Below are 14,499 nucleotides of genomic sequence, written 5' to 3'. Positions count from 1 at the left end.
AGATAGAGTAAAAGAGTGGGAAAACAAAACAAATATGTCAAATAACCCACCAAAAAATACAAAACCGGCTGTTCCTCCAAAGCCTACTTCTGAGAAAATAAAGGCATGGGACGAGGAACATAAAAAACAGACTGATTTAACTACACATCCCCAGGCACTTGATATATTTGTCGATACCACATCTCCGCAAGTTGAAACCAAAAAGCCTATCATTCTTTCAAAACCAGCTCCAGAACAAATAAAAGCACCAGAAGAAACGCATAAACCACAATCTAATTTAACCGTAAAAGAGAAAATAGAGAAATTTTTTAAAGATCATAATATTGATACCAAAGATGCTTTGATTCCGGAATTTAGCCGCTATATAGAATTAAGCGGTTCTATGGCAGGGAAGCGTCTTGATGTTACTGTTAAAGCTTATGAACAATCATTAGGGCGGCTAATAAAACAAGTAGGAGTACCTCAAAAAGAGTTTATTTCTTTTATAGAAGACGATCTAATAAAGAATCACCCACATAAAGATAAATTTGAGAAAATCAATCAACATTATAAACTACCTGAACCACCTAAATTATCTGATATAATTGATAATCTTAGAGAATTAGTAAACAGTGATGATATAATAGCTAATTTAAAACAAAGTAGAAAACACATTGAATTTAAAGAAAAAGTAAATAATATTATTCAAATTTATGATGATAATAAACATAATCCATCTGCTATAGCTAAAGTTGAAGCAAAACTGAAAGAGGTAGGTAAATGGTGTGAAGAAACTACAAAAATGGATAGTACTCCTATTTGGAAAAATATTGGTAATTTTATAAAATATTCTTTTACCGGAGATAAAACTAAAGCTGCTTTTTACAAAGATGCTATAAAAAATTCTACTCAAAATACTAAAAAAGCTATAGCAGAAATACAAAAATCTCTTACTAATCCTTCTTCTCATTCATCTAATGTTCCACTGAAGAATAAAGGAGAAAGATATATAAGCTAATAAAAACTCTTAGGATCGATATCTATTTTTATTTGGCAAAAAGAGGGAATTTTTATAAGGCTTAGCCAAAATTTTAAATATTTCTGCAAATTAAATTTCTTATCGGCTATAATAAGTATTCGGTAACGATATTTACCAGCAAGCTTTGACATTAATGAGCTTGCCGGTCCTAAAATTTTCACGTTTGCTTTTGGTGCAATTCGGACCATATCCCTAGCTATTTCTAAAATTTTAGACTCACTGGAACCTGATAAAATTACCGATGCCATTTTAGAAAACGGCGGCATATCAGCGGATTTTCTTATTTCGAGTTCATTTGCAAAAAAATTCTCTTCGTCACCGGTTTTAACATAGCTAAAAATAATATTATCAGGATAATAGCTCTGCAAATATACCACCCCTTTACTATCTCCCCTCCCTGCTCTACCTCCTACTTGATGTAGTAACTGGAAAGTTCGTTCAGAGGCCCTAAGATCAGCATTGTTACTCCCAAGGTCGGCATCTATTACACCGACTAGGGTAAGATTCGGAAAGTGATAACCTTTTGTTATTATTTGTGTACCTATTAAAATATCAATTTCTAGATTTTCCATTTGATGTAGAAGCTGTGCTATTTTTTCAGGATTTTTAGCATGATCTTTACTTATCACCGCAATTTTACTCTCAGGAAAGAGGGCCTTTACTTCCTCCTCTATTCTTTCTATTCCTGGACCGCAAATAGTTAATGCTTCATCTTCTAGACATTCAGGGCAAGAATTAAAAATTTTACTTTGATAACCGCAATGATGACATTCAAGTTTTTTAGTCGCTTTATGTACTACCATCCAAGAAGAGCAAAATTTACAGGTAAATCTGTGACCACAAGCTTTGCATAGCATTAGCGGAGCATAACCACGCCTATTAAGAAATAATAATGTTTGCTTTTTATTATCTAAATTACCTTTGATAGCTTCTATAAGAATCTTAGATAAATAGGAATTCTTAGATAGCTTTTCTTTAGTCATGTCGATCATTTCTATATTCGGTAAGTCGACATTTTTGTATCTATTAACTAGCGTAATTAATTGATATTTACCTATTTCCACATTATACATCGTTTCAATAGACGGCGTTGCCGAACACAAAACAATTTGTGCTTTATCGAATTTGCTTCTTACGATAGCCGTATCTCTTGCATTATATAATATACCGTCATCTTGTTTATAGGAATCGTCATGTTCTTCATCTATAAGCACTAAACCGAGATTTTTAAAAGGCAAAAATAAACTACTTCTAGCCCCGATTACCACCTTAACTTTATCGCTTAATATGCCTCTTAAAATCATTTTCTTTTGAGCTTTAGTAACGCTGGAGTTCCATACGATAGGTTCAAAACCGAATCGCTCTATAAAGCGATTAATAATTTGTGTACTTAAAGCAATTTCAGGCAGCATCACAAGCACTTGTTTACCTTTTGCTAAGTAATCTGCTATTAGATGAAAATATATTTCCGTTTTACCTGACCCCGTAACACCTTTAATAATCACAGGCTTATTGCTTTCATTTAAGACTATTACTGCTTGTTTCTGCTCTTCTGACAAATCAGGTAGCACAAAGTTATTATTTATTTTCTGCTCTTTAACTTTGATCGGCTTCTCTGCAATATCTATAGGCAATACTAACTTGGCTATACTTCCAAGTTCTGACATATAGTAACCACTCATCCATTTAATTAATTCTAAAACTTCTGAAGTAAGACTTAAATTTAGTGGTACTTTTTCTTTTACGGTTTTTAGCTTTTTCGCTTTAGGAACAGTGGTGAACTCCCATATTATACCGGTTAATTCCTTATTTCTAAACGGCACTACGACAAGATCACCGATATTTAGCTCTAAATCTTCCGGTACTAGGTAATCTAAAGGGAATAATTTTGCCGCCGGTAATAATATTTTTGCTATTCGCATATTATATGTTTTATATAATTTTTTTTATTATATACTAAACTGATAAATTATAGAAACCTAGATGAAAAAAATTATTATAGCAATTTCCGGAGCTTCAGGTGCTATATACGGTATTCGTTTGCTTGAAGTATTAAAAGAGCAAAATATCGAGACTCATTTAGTTATTTCGGAAGGAGCGGCTCTTACTATAAAGCTCGAAACTAAATATTCTATAGATGAAGTTAAGTTACTCGCAAATTATTGTTATGATGATAAAGATTTAGGGGCTACTATTTCAAGCGGTTCTTTTAAAACTTTAGGGATGATAATAGCCCCTTGTAGCATGAAGACCCTAGCAAGTATTGCTCACTCAATGGAAGATAGTTTAATTAGTAGAGCGGCAGGTGTTGTACTTAAAGACAGAAGAAAACTTATTTTAATGACACGAGAGACTCCACTACATATCGGACACTTGGAAAATATGTTAAAAGTAGCGAGTTACGGTGGCATCATAGCACCGCCCGTACCGGCTTTTTATAATAACCCTAAAGCAATAGATGATATAGTGAATCATTCTATTACTAGAGTTTTAGATTTTTTCGATATTGAAACTAATTTAATTAAACGCTGGGGGTAGTTATGAGTAATAAAGTCTCAACTGTACTATTAAAACTTGCATTAGAAAAAGCTCGTAATATGATTAATAAATATTTTCCGCCTGAAGAGAGTTTAGTAGATAAATTAATTGCTGAACGTAGAAATGAAGCAAAAAATGAATAATGTAAAATGTTCTGTGTTTTGTCGCTCGACTCCGATGTCATTCCCGCGAGGCATTGTTGCGTTGATCGAAAAAAGCACTCGGTGTCATTCCCGCGAAAGCGGGAATCCAGAAAAAAGTGTAAATATAGCGAATTTTTGAAACTAAAAGCTCGATTTATCTCGCTTTACCCTGGATTCCCGCTTTCGCGGGAATGACATCGAGCAGATTTTTTGAGCCATGCAACAAGGTCTTCGACCGCTCGTAATGACGCTCCAATAACAATAAACTTTAACAAACAAAATGGCGCGTAATAAAATAAATAAGGAAACAAATACACTAACTGATAACGAAGATAATTTACCCATACCAAGGGTCTTACCTTCTAATGTTCAGGCAGAGCAAATGCTACTTGGAGCAATTCTAACTAACAATGAATTACTTAGTTACGTATCAGAATTTTTGCGTTTAGAGCATTTCTTTGAGCCTATTCATCAAAAAATCTATAATGCAATTGAAAAAATTACCGAAAAAGGTCTGATAGCTACTCCTGTAACGTTGCGTAGTATGCTAACTCAAGATGAGTTATTTAAGGAAATGGAAGAGATGGAATATTTAGCAAAATTGATAACTATGTCAATGATGGTAATAAATCCGGTGGACTACGGTAAAATAATATATGATTTAGCAATAAAGCGTAATTTAATAAATATCGGTGAAGAAGTAGTAAATGACGCTTATAACTCCTCATTAGAATTTGAAGCAAGAGAACAGATCGAACATGCCGAAGCTAAACTTTACGATTTAGCTAGTGAAGGCTTAAACGAAAAGAGCTTTACTAGAATCGGTATATCTATTTCAGAGTCACTAGCTAGCATTAATAGAGCTATGAAAAATAACGATCATGTAATCGGTATATCTACCGGTCTGCTTGATTTAGACAATAAATTATTTGGTTTTCATAATTCTGATCTTGTAATCCTTGCAGGACGTCCATCGATGGGGAAAACGGCATTTGCTATAAATCTTGCACTTAACGCCTGTAATAATATGCGTCTTAAAAATATTCGCGATAATCAAGAAATTCAGTCGGTAGGTTTTTTCTCTTTAGAAATGTCCTCAGAACAACTAACCACGCGTCTACTTTCAATGTGTGCAGAAATTGATTCTACTTCTCTTCGTACGGGGATTCTAGGTGAAGAAAAATATAACCGTCTTCGCAAGGAAGCAAATACTTTATCGGAATTACAATTTTTTATTGATGATACCCCTGCTCTATCTATTTCCGCTATAAGAACAAGAGCTAGAAGAATGAAACGCAAGCATAATCTCGGTATATTATTTATCGATTATTTGCAGTTAATTAGAGGAGCGAGTAAATCCGAAAATAGAGTTAGCGAAATTTCAGAAATTACTCAAGGTTTAAAAGCGATCGCAAAAGAGTTAAATATTCCGGTTATTGCGTTATCTCAGCTTTCAAGAGCAGTAGAACTACGTGAGGACAAAAAACCTATGCTATCCGACCTTAGAGAATCAGGAACTATAGAACAGGATGCGGATATAGTAATGTTCATTTACCGTGAAGAATATTATCTAACTAGAAAAGAACCAGCAGCAGGCGACGTTAAACATGCTGAATGGTTGGATAAGCTCAACAAAGTATATAATATTGCCGATATAATTGTTGCAAAACATCGTAACGGACCGGTTGGAAATGTTCCACTTTACTATGATAGTCAATATTCTAAATTTGGTAATTTGGAAAAAAGAACTTTTAACTCTGTTTAAACCAGAATTACTTTAACGTTATTATTGGCATGGATACCAAATCGTCATTGCGAGCGTGCATTGCCTGCGTGGACCGATTTTCCGTCATTGCGAGGAGCGAAGCGACGTGGCAATCTAGAAAAAGATTAAAAAAATTCTGTAAATCAGAATTTTTTAACTGGATTGCTTCATCAAAACTTATAGTTTTTCCTCGCAATGACGATATTTATCTTTTATTTTTTTCTACTATCATAATATTTAATAGTTTATTTAGCTAATATATTAACAAGTTCATAGCCCATTATAAGTATTCCGACAATTACACATGCAGTAATCAAATATTTTTTCTGTAATTCTGGATAATAAAATTTACTTATCTTTGCTTTATATAACAGATAAACCGGTAATAAAATTGCAATTATTACAAGAATCATACCAGCAAATCCTAAAATTGTGATAAAAGCATTCGGTACTACTACTGCTACAATATAAGCCGGTAATATAGTAACAATAGCGGCAGTTATGTTACGAATTACCACATTCGGGATCACATTCATAAGCATAGTTTTAAGAGAATCGCATAACCCTACCCCTACTCCAAGTATTGATGTAGCGATAGCAAGAGTTGAAATTATCCAAACTAATAATTGTACGGACTGCCATTTTGCTATATTACTTAATTCCTTAATTAAATCTCCGACTTCTACATTACTTGTAATCATTTGTTGATAAAATATTGGATTATTATGATGTACTACAATAAGGATACTACAAGTCCAAATTATATATACTATTGCAGGAATTAAGCTTCCAAATAAAAACGCCGTCTTTAGAGTTTTAGCATTTTTGTTACAATAATTAGTTAAGGTATGGAAGATTACTTGAAAACCAAATGAAGTAAAGACTATCGGAGTTACTACACCCCATACAGATATTTCTTTATAATTTGGTGAGAATAACGGTAAATCATCCCACTGAATCATAGAAACAAGTCCAATAACTAAAATTGCAATTATTATAAGTAATCCGATAAATAGCACCCGATTTATATAATCTACTAACTGTAGAGGCAATAATAATATTAGAATGCTAATAATAACATACCATGCTCCTATATAAGTTATATTTGTATTTAAAGTTAATAACTTTTGTAATATTGAAGAGCCGCCGTATATAAATACTGCAAGTAACGCATATGAAAGGAGCTTAAGGCTTACCGTACCGATAATTTGAGCAGTACGTCCCGAAAAATATTTTCCAAGTGCTCCGAGTGTTAAGCCTTTACCAGCTTGAAGGTTAAGCTCTAGATTAATTAAAGAAGTATAATACATTATAAACCAAATTATAAACATCAATATTATACTAGGTACTAGACCTAATTTTGCTAATACCATAGGCAGTGCTATCATACCGCTACCTATACAAGTACCTGAAATTAACAGGATTGAACCAATAAGTTTTTGCATAATTTAATGAAAGTTAGATTAAAGAAAAAAGATTTAATTTTCGCTAAAAAGAAAATCAGCTAAAAAAAGAAGATAAGAATTTTAAAGAATAAAAAGTTTTGATAAGTAAAACTAACATTTGTATATTTTTATTAAAATGTATGTAACAGCATAATATAATTATATTAATAATTAATGTCAAATTATTAATATTGCTTTTTAAGAGTATTTTTATATATTCTTATTAGACATTTTCCCAAACTTCGCTTCTAGAGGTAATTTAGACGTCGAGCCGGTACTCGCATCCTCACGTACTTCTATGTACGCTGCGGTGGCAAGCGCTTCCGTGTCTCCTTTAAATTCCTCTCTATAAGCTGGTTTGGAAAGATGTCTATTGAAATTTACTATATTTAAAAATGCAGAGATTAGCCAAAGTAATTAGTAATGCAGGTGTTTGTTCTAGGCGTGATGCCGAAAAGCTAATAATTGAAGGGCAAGTGAAGGTAGACGGCATTACAATTTTATCACCGGCTATAAATGTTGAGATTAGTAATCAAATTGAAGTATCAGGCACATTAATCAATCAATCGCAAAAACCAAGGCTTTGGATATATTACAAGCCTGTCGGTTTAATTACTACTCATAAAGATCCTTTATCTCGTAAAACCGTGTTTGAGGATTTAACCGGTTTACCTCGTGTTATTTCAATAGGTAGGCTGGATTTAAATAGTGAAGGTTTGTTATTACTAACTAATAGCGGTGATTTAGCAAGACAGTTTGAGCTACCTTCAAGTAGGTTAAAGCGAGTATATCATGTTAGGGCGTATGGGAATCCTGATATTCTACTAAAAAGCGATTATAAAAATTTAGAAATTGACGGTATATTTTATAATCCGGAGTCAATAAAGTTGCTTAAACAAAATAAGACTAATGCTTGGTTTGAAGTAGTTCTATTTGAAGGAAAAAATCGCGAAATTAGAAGAATATTCGAGTATTTTGGGCTAAAAGTTAACAAATTAATTAGGGTTCAGTATGGTAGTTTTACAATAAGCAATCTAAAACCTGGAGCTTATAAAGAAATAAGTAATAAAATACTGGAAAAATAATTAGTAATGTGCTATTATTAACGCATTTTAACTAATCATATAAAAAGCATATGGCAAATCTTAATATATATAAATGTAAAGAACAAGACTTAAACGATTACCTTGGTTATATAAAAGATAACCCTAATACCTCACTAAATGATTTTATCAAAAATAAATATTTCGCTGAAGATAATGATAAAATTGTCATTACTAGTTTAGAAAATATGGAAATTAACGCAGATTTAGCAAATGCTAATTTCCAAGGTACAATACTAACAGATGCCGTATTTAATAATTGTGACTTAACAAATACCATATTATGTGATTCAGATTTAACAAATGTAGAATTTAATGATTGTAAATTTATCGGTACTGACTTTAGAGGAGCAAATCTTCATTACACAGATTTTAATTATAAAGATTATGACTATGATACCTATAAAATTCCTAATCTAAAAGATAAAATACGAGATATAAAACTATCTTTTTCTGACCTTGAAAGATTAAATAAATATATAGATAAGGATTTAGAAAAAGAACGCATTAAAGAAATAGTTATAGACGAAGTTACGAACAAAAAGAAATATATTTTGGCCGGGGAAGACGAAAAAACTTTATGGGAAGTCAAATCAAAAGAGCTAAAAACTAAACAAGAAGAGTTAGAAGGTTTAAAGCAAAACCTAGATAATCCTGGGATTGCTACCAATTTTTTAAATGCTTTTTGGAATAGTACAGAAACCATCACTCAAAACCGACAAAATGAACTAGCAAAGATCAACCTATTACAGCATGAAGTAAATAAATTAGAAACTGAGGTGCATTCTTTAGATAACCTCAGAATGTTCTGTGGTAAGGGTTTAGATGGTATTTTTGAGCAGCTAAAAGACGAAAAAATACAAGTACAGCTGGATCCTTCATATGTTATAGGTTCAAGTACTAAAGAACGAGATATATCAAAAGAATATATAAAATTAACTTCTGCTGAATTTGATCTATATTTAACTGAAGCAGCAAAACAATCTGATACAAAATTATCTCTTACCGAATTTGTTAGAAAGCAAAAAAATCTTTCAAAAGATTTACATATAGTTCCTAATCTTTCAGAAATTGATTTATCAGGCAAGTCTCTTACTAATCTTGATTTAAGAAATACATTATTTGCTTCAGCTAATTTAGAGAATATTAAAATCTCAAATTGTAACCTAGATTTTACTAATTTTGAAGGAGCTAATTTACAAAACGCCGTTTTTCAAAATGTTACCGCTCGTAACGCAGGATTTCTTTTTGCTGATCTTAAAGGCAGCAAAATTGAAAATAGTGATATGTCGAGAGCTTACATGCCTAAAGTAGATTTATCTGAAGCAGAGGTAACAAATAGCAAATTTAATGCGGTTATGATGGTTAATGCTGATGCTGAAAAGATAAGTATTAAGGATTCAGAATGGAAAAATTCTAATCTTACCGGTATATCACTTGCTTATGCAGATATGCAAAGGGTTCAAATGCAGGGAGTAGTTTTAAATAACGCACTTCTAGATCAAGCAAATATCGTTTCTACTGATCTTGAAAATGCTTTTATGAATAAAACACATGCCTTAGAAGCAAAATTTAAAGAGCAATGTAACATGCAAGGCATAACTGCAAGGAACGCCTATTTTAGCGATGCTGAATTTGAAAATATACTATCTTTAAAAGAAGCTGACTTAAGAGAAACTATAATGCAGCGTGTTAAACTTAAGAATGCTGATTTAACAAAAGCAAAGCTTGATAAAGCAAATCTTGAATATGCCGACCTTACAAACGCTACGCTTACTAATGCAACAGCACAATTTGCTAAGTTAAGTAATGCTACTTTAGAAAAAGCAGAGGCTGAAGGATTAAATATTTCAGATGCTATTGCTAAAAATATTAATGCTAAGGAAGCTAATTTTAAAAACGCAATTATGCAGCGTGCCGATCTTACTAAAGCTGATTTTACTAAAGCAGTGCTTGAAAATGCTGATATGGGGGCGGTGGAAGCAGTTGATGCTATATTTAAAGAAGCAAATCTAAAACAAGCGAATCTAAAAGCAGCAAATCTAGCTGGAATTAATAAAGAAGGAGCAGATTTTGATAAAGCAAAAATCGACGATGCTACAAAGATGCATGATACTAAAGGTGAAGCTAAAGGGAATTTAGATCATCAGGATAAAGACGGTAAAAAAACATCTGTCAATGTTAACGAACATGCTAAATTACAAGATAAAATTCATGCAAGAGAAAAAAGCGGTTGGTTTCTGAAAACCGGAGCAGGACAGTTTTGTACAAAAATTGCTAAAAGTACTACATCAGGAATTAGCAGCGTAACAAATTTTTTAGCAAGTAAGAAATTTTTAGTAGGACTTGCCATAGTAGCGGGGCTTGCAGTAGCAGCTGCACCTTTCGTAGCGATGCCTGTATTATTGGTCACCGGCACGGCACTAGCTACTAAAGCCGTTATTCTAGGAGCAGGTATTTTAGCCGGAGGACTAGTAGCCACCGGAACTTATAAATTTACTCAAAAACCTTTACGCAATCTTCAGAAATCATTTGAAAACTTAACTAGTAGTATAGATAAATATATCTCACCGCCTCCTGAGAATATTGATGAATTAGTAACAGAAAAACAACAAGCAAGACAAAAAGCTGAGACAGAAAAATCTAAAGAAAGAGAAGAAAATTTAAATAATGTAAATAATAATATTGATAAAGCTAAAGAACAAGATATTTTAAAACAAGCACAAAATAATTTAAACCAAGAAACGCCAAAAGTAGAAATAAAAGAAAAGACAGCTAAAACTGTAGAGAAACAACAAATAAAACCAGGTAAATTTGCAGCTCAAATAAAAGAAGAGCGAAAAAAATCACTACAACAAACAAATACTAGAACTAAATAAGTGTTAAAAATAATATCCGGTAAATATAGAAACCACATTATACCTACCGCTAAAAATATCAAATATCGCCCTTCTACCGGTAAGCTCAAAGAAGCAATATTTAGTATATTAACTTCCGGCGAGTTTACCGGTAATAAATTATTTAATGAAAATACGCACATACTTGATTTATTTGCCGGTAGCGGTAGCCTTGCTTTTGAGAGCCTGTCAAGAGGAGCAGGTTCTGCTACCTTAATTGATATTGATACATCCTCATTAAAAATAGCAGAAGAATTTGCTAAATCTCTAAATATCAGTGATAAAGTTAATTTCGTTAATATTAATGCCTTAAATCTACCGAAAGCTACTAGACATCTTTTTAAACCAGCTTATAGAGAGGAATTTAAAGGAGACACGGAAGCGCTTGCCACCGCAGCGTACATAGAAGTACGTGAGGATGCGAGTACCGGCTCGACGTCTAAATTACCTCTAGAAGCGAAGTTTGGGAAAATGTCTAATAAAGCTTTTGATCTTGTCTTTATAGACCCTCCTTATCATAAGGATATAGTACCTAAAGTAATGAAGTTACTTATAAACAATAATTGGCTTAAAGACGGTACTATCATAGTGATTGAGATGGCTAAACTAGATGATTATGTTTTAAATGAAAATATTGAAATATTACGTGAAAAACTATATGGTAAGAGTAAGTTGTTGGTTTTAAAGAAACGTCATTGCGAGGAAAAACTGTAAGTTTCGACAAAGCAATCTCAGGAATCCTACTTTATGAGATTGCCACGCTCCTTTTAGTCGCTCGCAATGACGCTGCCATATTACTCATCATAACTAGAAAATAAAACATGACCAAAGACAAAAAGCATTATATATGTTCTAATTGCGGAAATATTAGTCCTAAATGGTCGGGGCAATGCTTTGATTGCGGAGTATGGGGTAGTATTGTTGAAGAGATAGTAAGCACGAATAAAGCAATTGTTAAAATCGGTAGTAAACAAGATTTTGATAAGCTTTCTAATAACGTAATAGAGCAGTTACGCATCCCTACCCCTATAGGTGAATTAAATAGAGTACTTGGCGGCGGTTTAGTACTTGGCTCTGCTATATTAATAGGCGGTGATCCCGGTATAGGCAAATCTACTTTGTTACTACAGTTAGCAGCAAGTAACTTTGCATCAAAGATGAATTGCTTATATATAACCGGTGAGGAGTCGCTTGATCAGATAAAACTCCGAGCTATAAGGCTAAATCTTGCTAATAACAATACAAATATTTTAGCAGCTACTAATTTAGAAGATATTATTGCAAGTATAGAAGCTAATAAGAATAATATTGATTTAGTGGTGATTGACTCTATTCAAACAATTACCACAAAAGAATTATCCTCACCTCCGGGTACTGTTTCTCAAATTCGTACATGTGCAAATGAGCTTGTTAATTATGCTAAGCAAAATAATATAATTATTTTGCTTAGCTGTCACGTAACTAAAGACGGGCAGTTAGCAGGTCCTAAGATACTTGAGCATTTAGTTGATACTGTGCTATATTTTGAGGGAGATCATAATAATCACTTCCGTATTTTACGCTCATATAAAAACCGTTTTGGCGGTGTAGGCGAAATAGGAGTATTTGAGATGAGCGGTAGCGGGCTTATTGAGGTAACAAATCCGTCAGAACTCTTTTTAATGAAGCGAGAGCAAAACGTTATAGGTACGTCTATTTTTGCAGGAATTGAAGGTTCAAGACCGTTACTTATGGAAGTACAAGCCCTCATAGTCCCCTCAAATATGGTAACTCCTAGACGCTCTGCGGTGGGCTGGGATGCTAACAGGCTATCAATGATACTTGCCGTGCTTAGTAGTAGGATAGGTCTAAATCTTGCTAATTATGAAGTATATTTAAGCATTGCGGGAGGGCTTAAAATTGCCGATCCTGCTTCGGACCTTGCAGTAGCAGCGAGTTTAATATCTGCCGCAACCGGTAAGCCTGTACCTGAACATAGCGTCTTTTTCGGCGAAATAAGCTTATCGGGTGAAATAAGAAAAACTGCAAAAGCAGAAACAAGAATAAAAGAAGCCGTAAAACTTGGATTTAATAAGATTATCTGCTCTAAACTTGAAAATTTAACTTATGACTTTATATCTTCCGTCTCACATTTAAAGGACTTAAAAGAGATAATTAAATGAAAACTTATACTGTAGTAAGTTTAGAAGAAGCACGTGATTTTTTATCTAGTGTAGAAGAAAAGCTGATATTAACAAATCATACCTCTAGTGTGAAGTATTACGGTATGCTAGTAATTGATTATATGTTTAAAACGTTAAGTAAAGAATTTCCTGAGAAAGTTTTAGATCTTACTGTAGATATAGGAGATGATCACGCCGCTTTATTTACTGCAATCAAGCTAGGGTATAAGAATATAGTATATACAGGTAATTCTGAGGAAGCTAGGGGATTGTTGTGCGGAGTGGAAAAACACTCTATGTCATACCGTGGCTTGACCACGGTATCCAAAAAAAAATTAAAAAGGACTGGATCCCGCGATCAAGTCGCGGGATGACAAAGAAACCATGAATATCAAAGATATAGGAGTAATAATTGCTAAAAAACCTTTGAAAGAAAATATTTTTATTATTACGGTTTTTACTAAAAATCATGGTTTATATTCAGGAGTTGCAAAAGAATCTTCTAAAAAAAGCAAATTTATATATCAAGAGGGGAATATTGTAGATTTTCTTTGGCAGGCAAGATTACATGAACATATCGGCATGGCTAAATGTGAACTCATCAAATCTTACACCGGTCATTTTATTACAAATAAAGCTAAATTATATGCCTTTAATTCCGTTATATCTTTAATTAAAGAGTTATTTCATGAAAGAGAAGAGCATTCTAATTTTTTTTCATTTCTAATTAACTATTTAGATAATTTATCAAAGAATTTTTGTTTTCGTGATTATATTAATTTTGAGCTAGCATTACTTGATATAGCAGGTTATAAACTCGACCTTAGCAAGTGTGCAGTTAGCCATACAACAACTGATTTAACCTATGTATCGCCTAAATCAGCTAGAGCATTATCATATGAAGTAGGAAAACCTTATAAAGATAAATTATTGATTTTACCAAGATTTTTACTATCAGATAATAGCGAGATTACATTAGAAGAAAAAAGACAAGCTTTAACTCTAACAAACTATTTTTTTAATAGATATTTATTTCATAATAATAGACAGGTTGAAGCACGCCAAGCTTTTGTTGAATATATTTATAACTTATATACTCCTGTGAAATGAAAAGTCGGTATACGAAGATCAACTTGAAAAAGAGCAAGGAGTCTATAAGTCGAGGATCGCAGCGTATACTTAATACGTGAGAACCGCAGATCTTATTAAGACGACGTAGCCAATTTTTCAAGTTGATCGAGTATACAATGAAAATACTAGCATTTGACACAGCCAATAATACTGCATCGGTAGCAATATCTGAAAATGAGAATATTCTTGCATATATAGAAGAATTACGCCCTTCTATGCAAGCAGAAAATCTAATGCCGATGGTAGAAGAAGCATTGAAGGAAGCTAAACGTTCATATGATGACCTAGATTATTTAG

12 protein-coding genes and 1 pseudogene are annotated in these 14,499 nt (G+C 32.9%); 11 read left to right on the top strand and 2 right to left on the bottom strand.

Features of this window, described 5'->3' with window-relative positions; genetic code table 11:
• A partial coding sequence (locus AC1Z7D_RS02695; protein WP_482601719.1) for a hypothetical protein occupies positions 1-997 on the top strand: 997 nt, incomplete at its 5' end.
• Here the strand turns inward: AC1Z7D_RS02695 and AC1Z7D_RS02690 are convergent.
• On the bottom strand, positions 994-2,940 hold the full coding sequence (locus AC1Z7D_RS02690) for a primosomal protein N' (RefSeq protein ID WP_482601717.1): 1,947 nt from the start codon (positions 2,938-2,940) through the stop codon (positions 994-996). The genes AC1Z7D_RS02695 and AC1Z7D_RS02690 overlap by 4 nt on opposite strands.
• Before the next feature lie 61 nt (positions 2,941-3,001).
• On the opposite strand from AC1Z7D_RS02690, the gene AC1Z7D_RS02685 reads away from it, so the two are divergent.
• The 3 genes from AC1Z7D_RS02685 to AC1Z7D_RS02675 all read left to right on the top strand — a co-directional run bounded on the left by AC1Z7D_RS02685 (position 3,002) and on the right by AC1Z7D_RS02675 (position 5,464).
• On the top strand, positions 3,002-3,556 hold the full coding sequence (locus AC1Z7D_RS02685) for a UbiX family flavin prenyltransferase (protein ID WP_482601715.1): 555 nt from the start codon (positions 3,002-3,004) through the stop codon (positions 3,554-3,556).
• Between the two features lie 2 nt (positions 3,557-3,558).
• Complete coding sequence (locus tag AC1Z7D_RS02680) at positions 3,559-3,699, top strand: hypothetical protein (protein ID WP_482601713.1); 141 nt, start codon at positions 3,559-3,561, stop codon at positions 3,697-3,699.
• A gap of 280 nt (positions 3,700-3,979) precedes the next feature.
• Positions 3,980-5,464 (top strand): replicative DNA helicase, encoded by a 1,485-nt coding sequence (locus AC1Z7D_RS02675; RefSeq protein WP_482601711.1) that lies wholly within the window; start codon positions 3,980-3,982, stop codon positions 5,462-5,464.
• A 350-nt stretch (positions 5,465-5,814) separates the two neighbouring features.
• Here the strand turns inward: AC1Z7D_RS02675 and AC1Z7D_RS02670 are convergent.
• A pseudogene (locus AC1Z7D_RS02670) lies at positions 5,815-6,852 on the bottom strand (aromatic amino acid transport family protein); the annotation flags it as partial.
• A gap of 452 nt (positions 6,853-7,304) precedes the next feature.
• On the opposite strand from AC1Z7D_RS02670, the gene AC1Z7D_RS02665 reads away from it, so the two are divergent.
• From AC1Z7D_RS02665 to AC1Z7D_RS02635, 7 genes are all read left to right on the top strand, one after another.
• A complete protein-coding gene (locus AC1Z7D_RS02665) occupies positions 7,305-7,994 on the top strand; it encodes a pseudouridine synthase (RefSeq protein ID WP_482601709.1) in 690 nt (229 codons plus the stop codon).
• A 50-nt stretch (positions 7,995-8,044) separates the two neighbouring features.
• The gene (locus AC1Z7D_RS02660; protein ID WP_482601707.1) at positions 8,045-10,891 is read left to right on the top strand and encodes a pentapeptide repeat-containing protein; all 2,847 of its coding nucleotides are present in this window, start codon (positions 8,045-8,047) and stop codon (positions 10,889-10,891) included.
• The gene (locus AC1Z7D_RS02655; protein WP_482601705.1) at positions 10,892-11,623 is read left to right on the top strand and encodes an RsmD family RNA methyltransferase; all 732 of its coding nucleotides are present in this window, start codon (positions 10,892-10,894) and stop codon (positions 11,621-11,623) included.
• A 107-nt stretch (positions 11,624-11,730) separates the two neighbouring features.
• Complete coding sequence (radA, locus tag AC1Z7D_RS02650; protein WP_482601703.1) at positions 11,731-13,071, top strand: DNA repair protein RadA; 1,341 nt, start codon at positions 11,731-11,733, stop codon at positions 13,069-13,071.
• Positions 13,068-13,445 (top strand): hypothetical protein, encoded by a 378-nt coding sequence (locus tag AC1Z7D_RS02645; RefSeq protein ID WP_482601701.1) that lies wholly within the window; start codon positions 13,068-13,070, stop codon positions 13,443-13,445. The genes radA and AC1Z7D_RS02645 overlap by 4 nt, the downstream gene beginning before the upstream one ends.
• A 10-nt stretch (positions 13,446-13,455) precedes the next feature.
• Positions 13,456-14,181: a DNA repair protein RecO gene (gene recO, locus AC1Z7D_RS02640; RefSeq protein WP_482601699.1), complete on the top strand. Its 726-nt coding sequence runs from the start codon at positions 13,456-13,458 to the stop codon at positions 14,179-14,181.
• A 137-nt stretch (positions 14,182-14,318) separates the two neighbouring features.
• A partial coding sequence (locus AC1Z7D_RS02635; RefSeq protein ID WP_482601697.1) for a tRNA threonylcarbamoyladenosine biosynthesis protein TsaB occupies positions 14,319-14,499 on the top strand: 181 nt, incomplete at its 3' end.

It is taken from the genome of Rickettsia sp., from assembly GCF_965035265.1.
The sequence above is the reverse complement of the archived record's forward strand: the minus strand, read 5'-3'. Positions and strand labels throughout refer to the sequence as shown.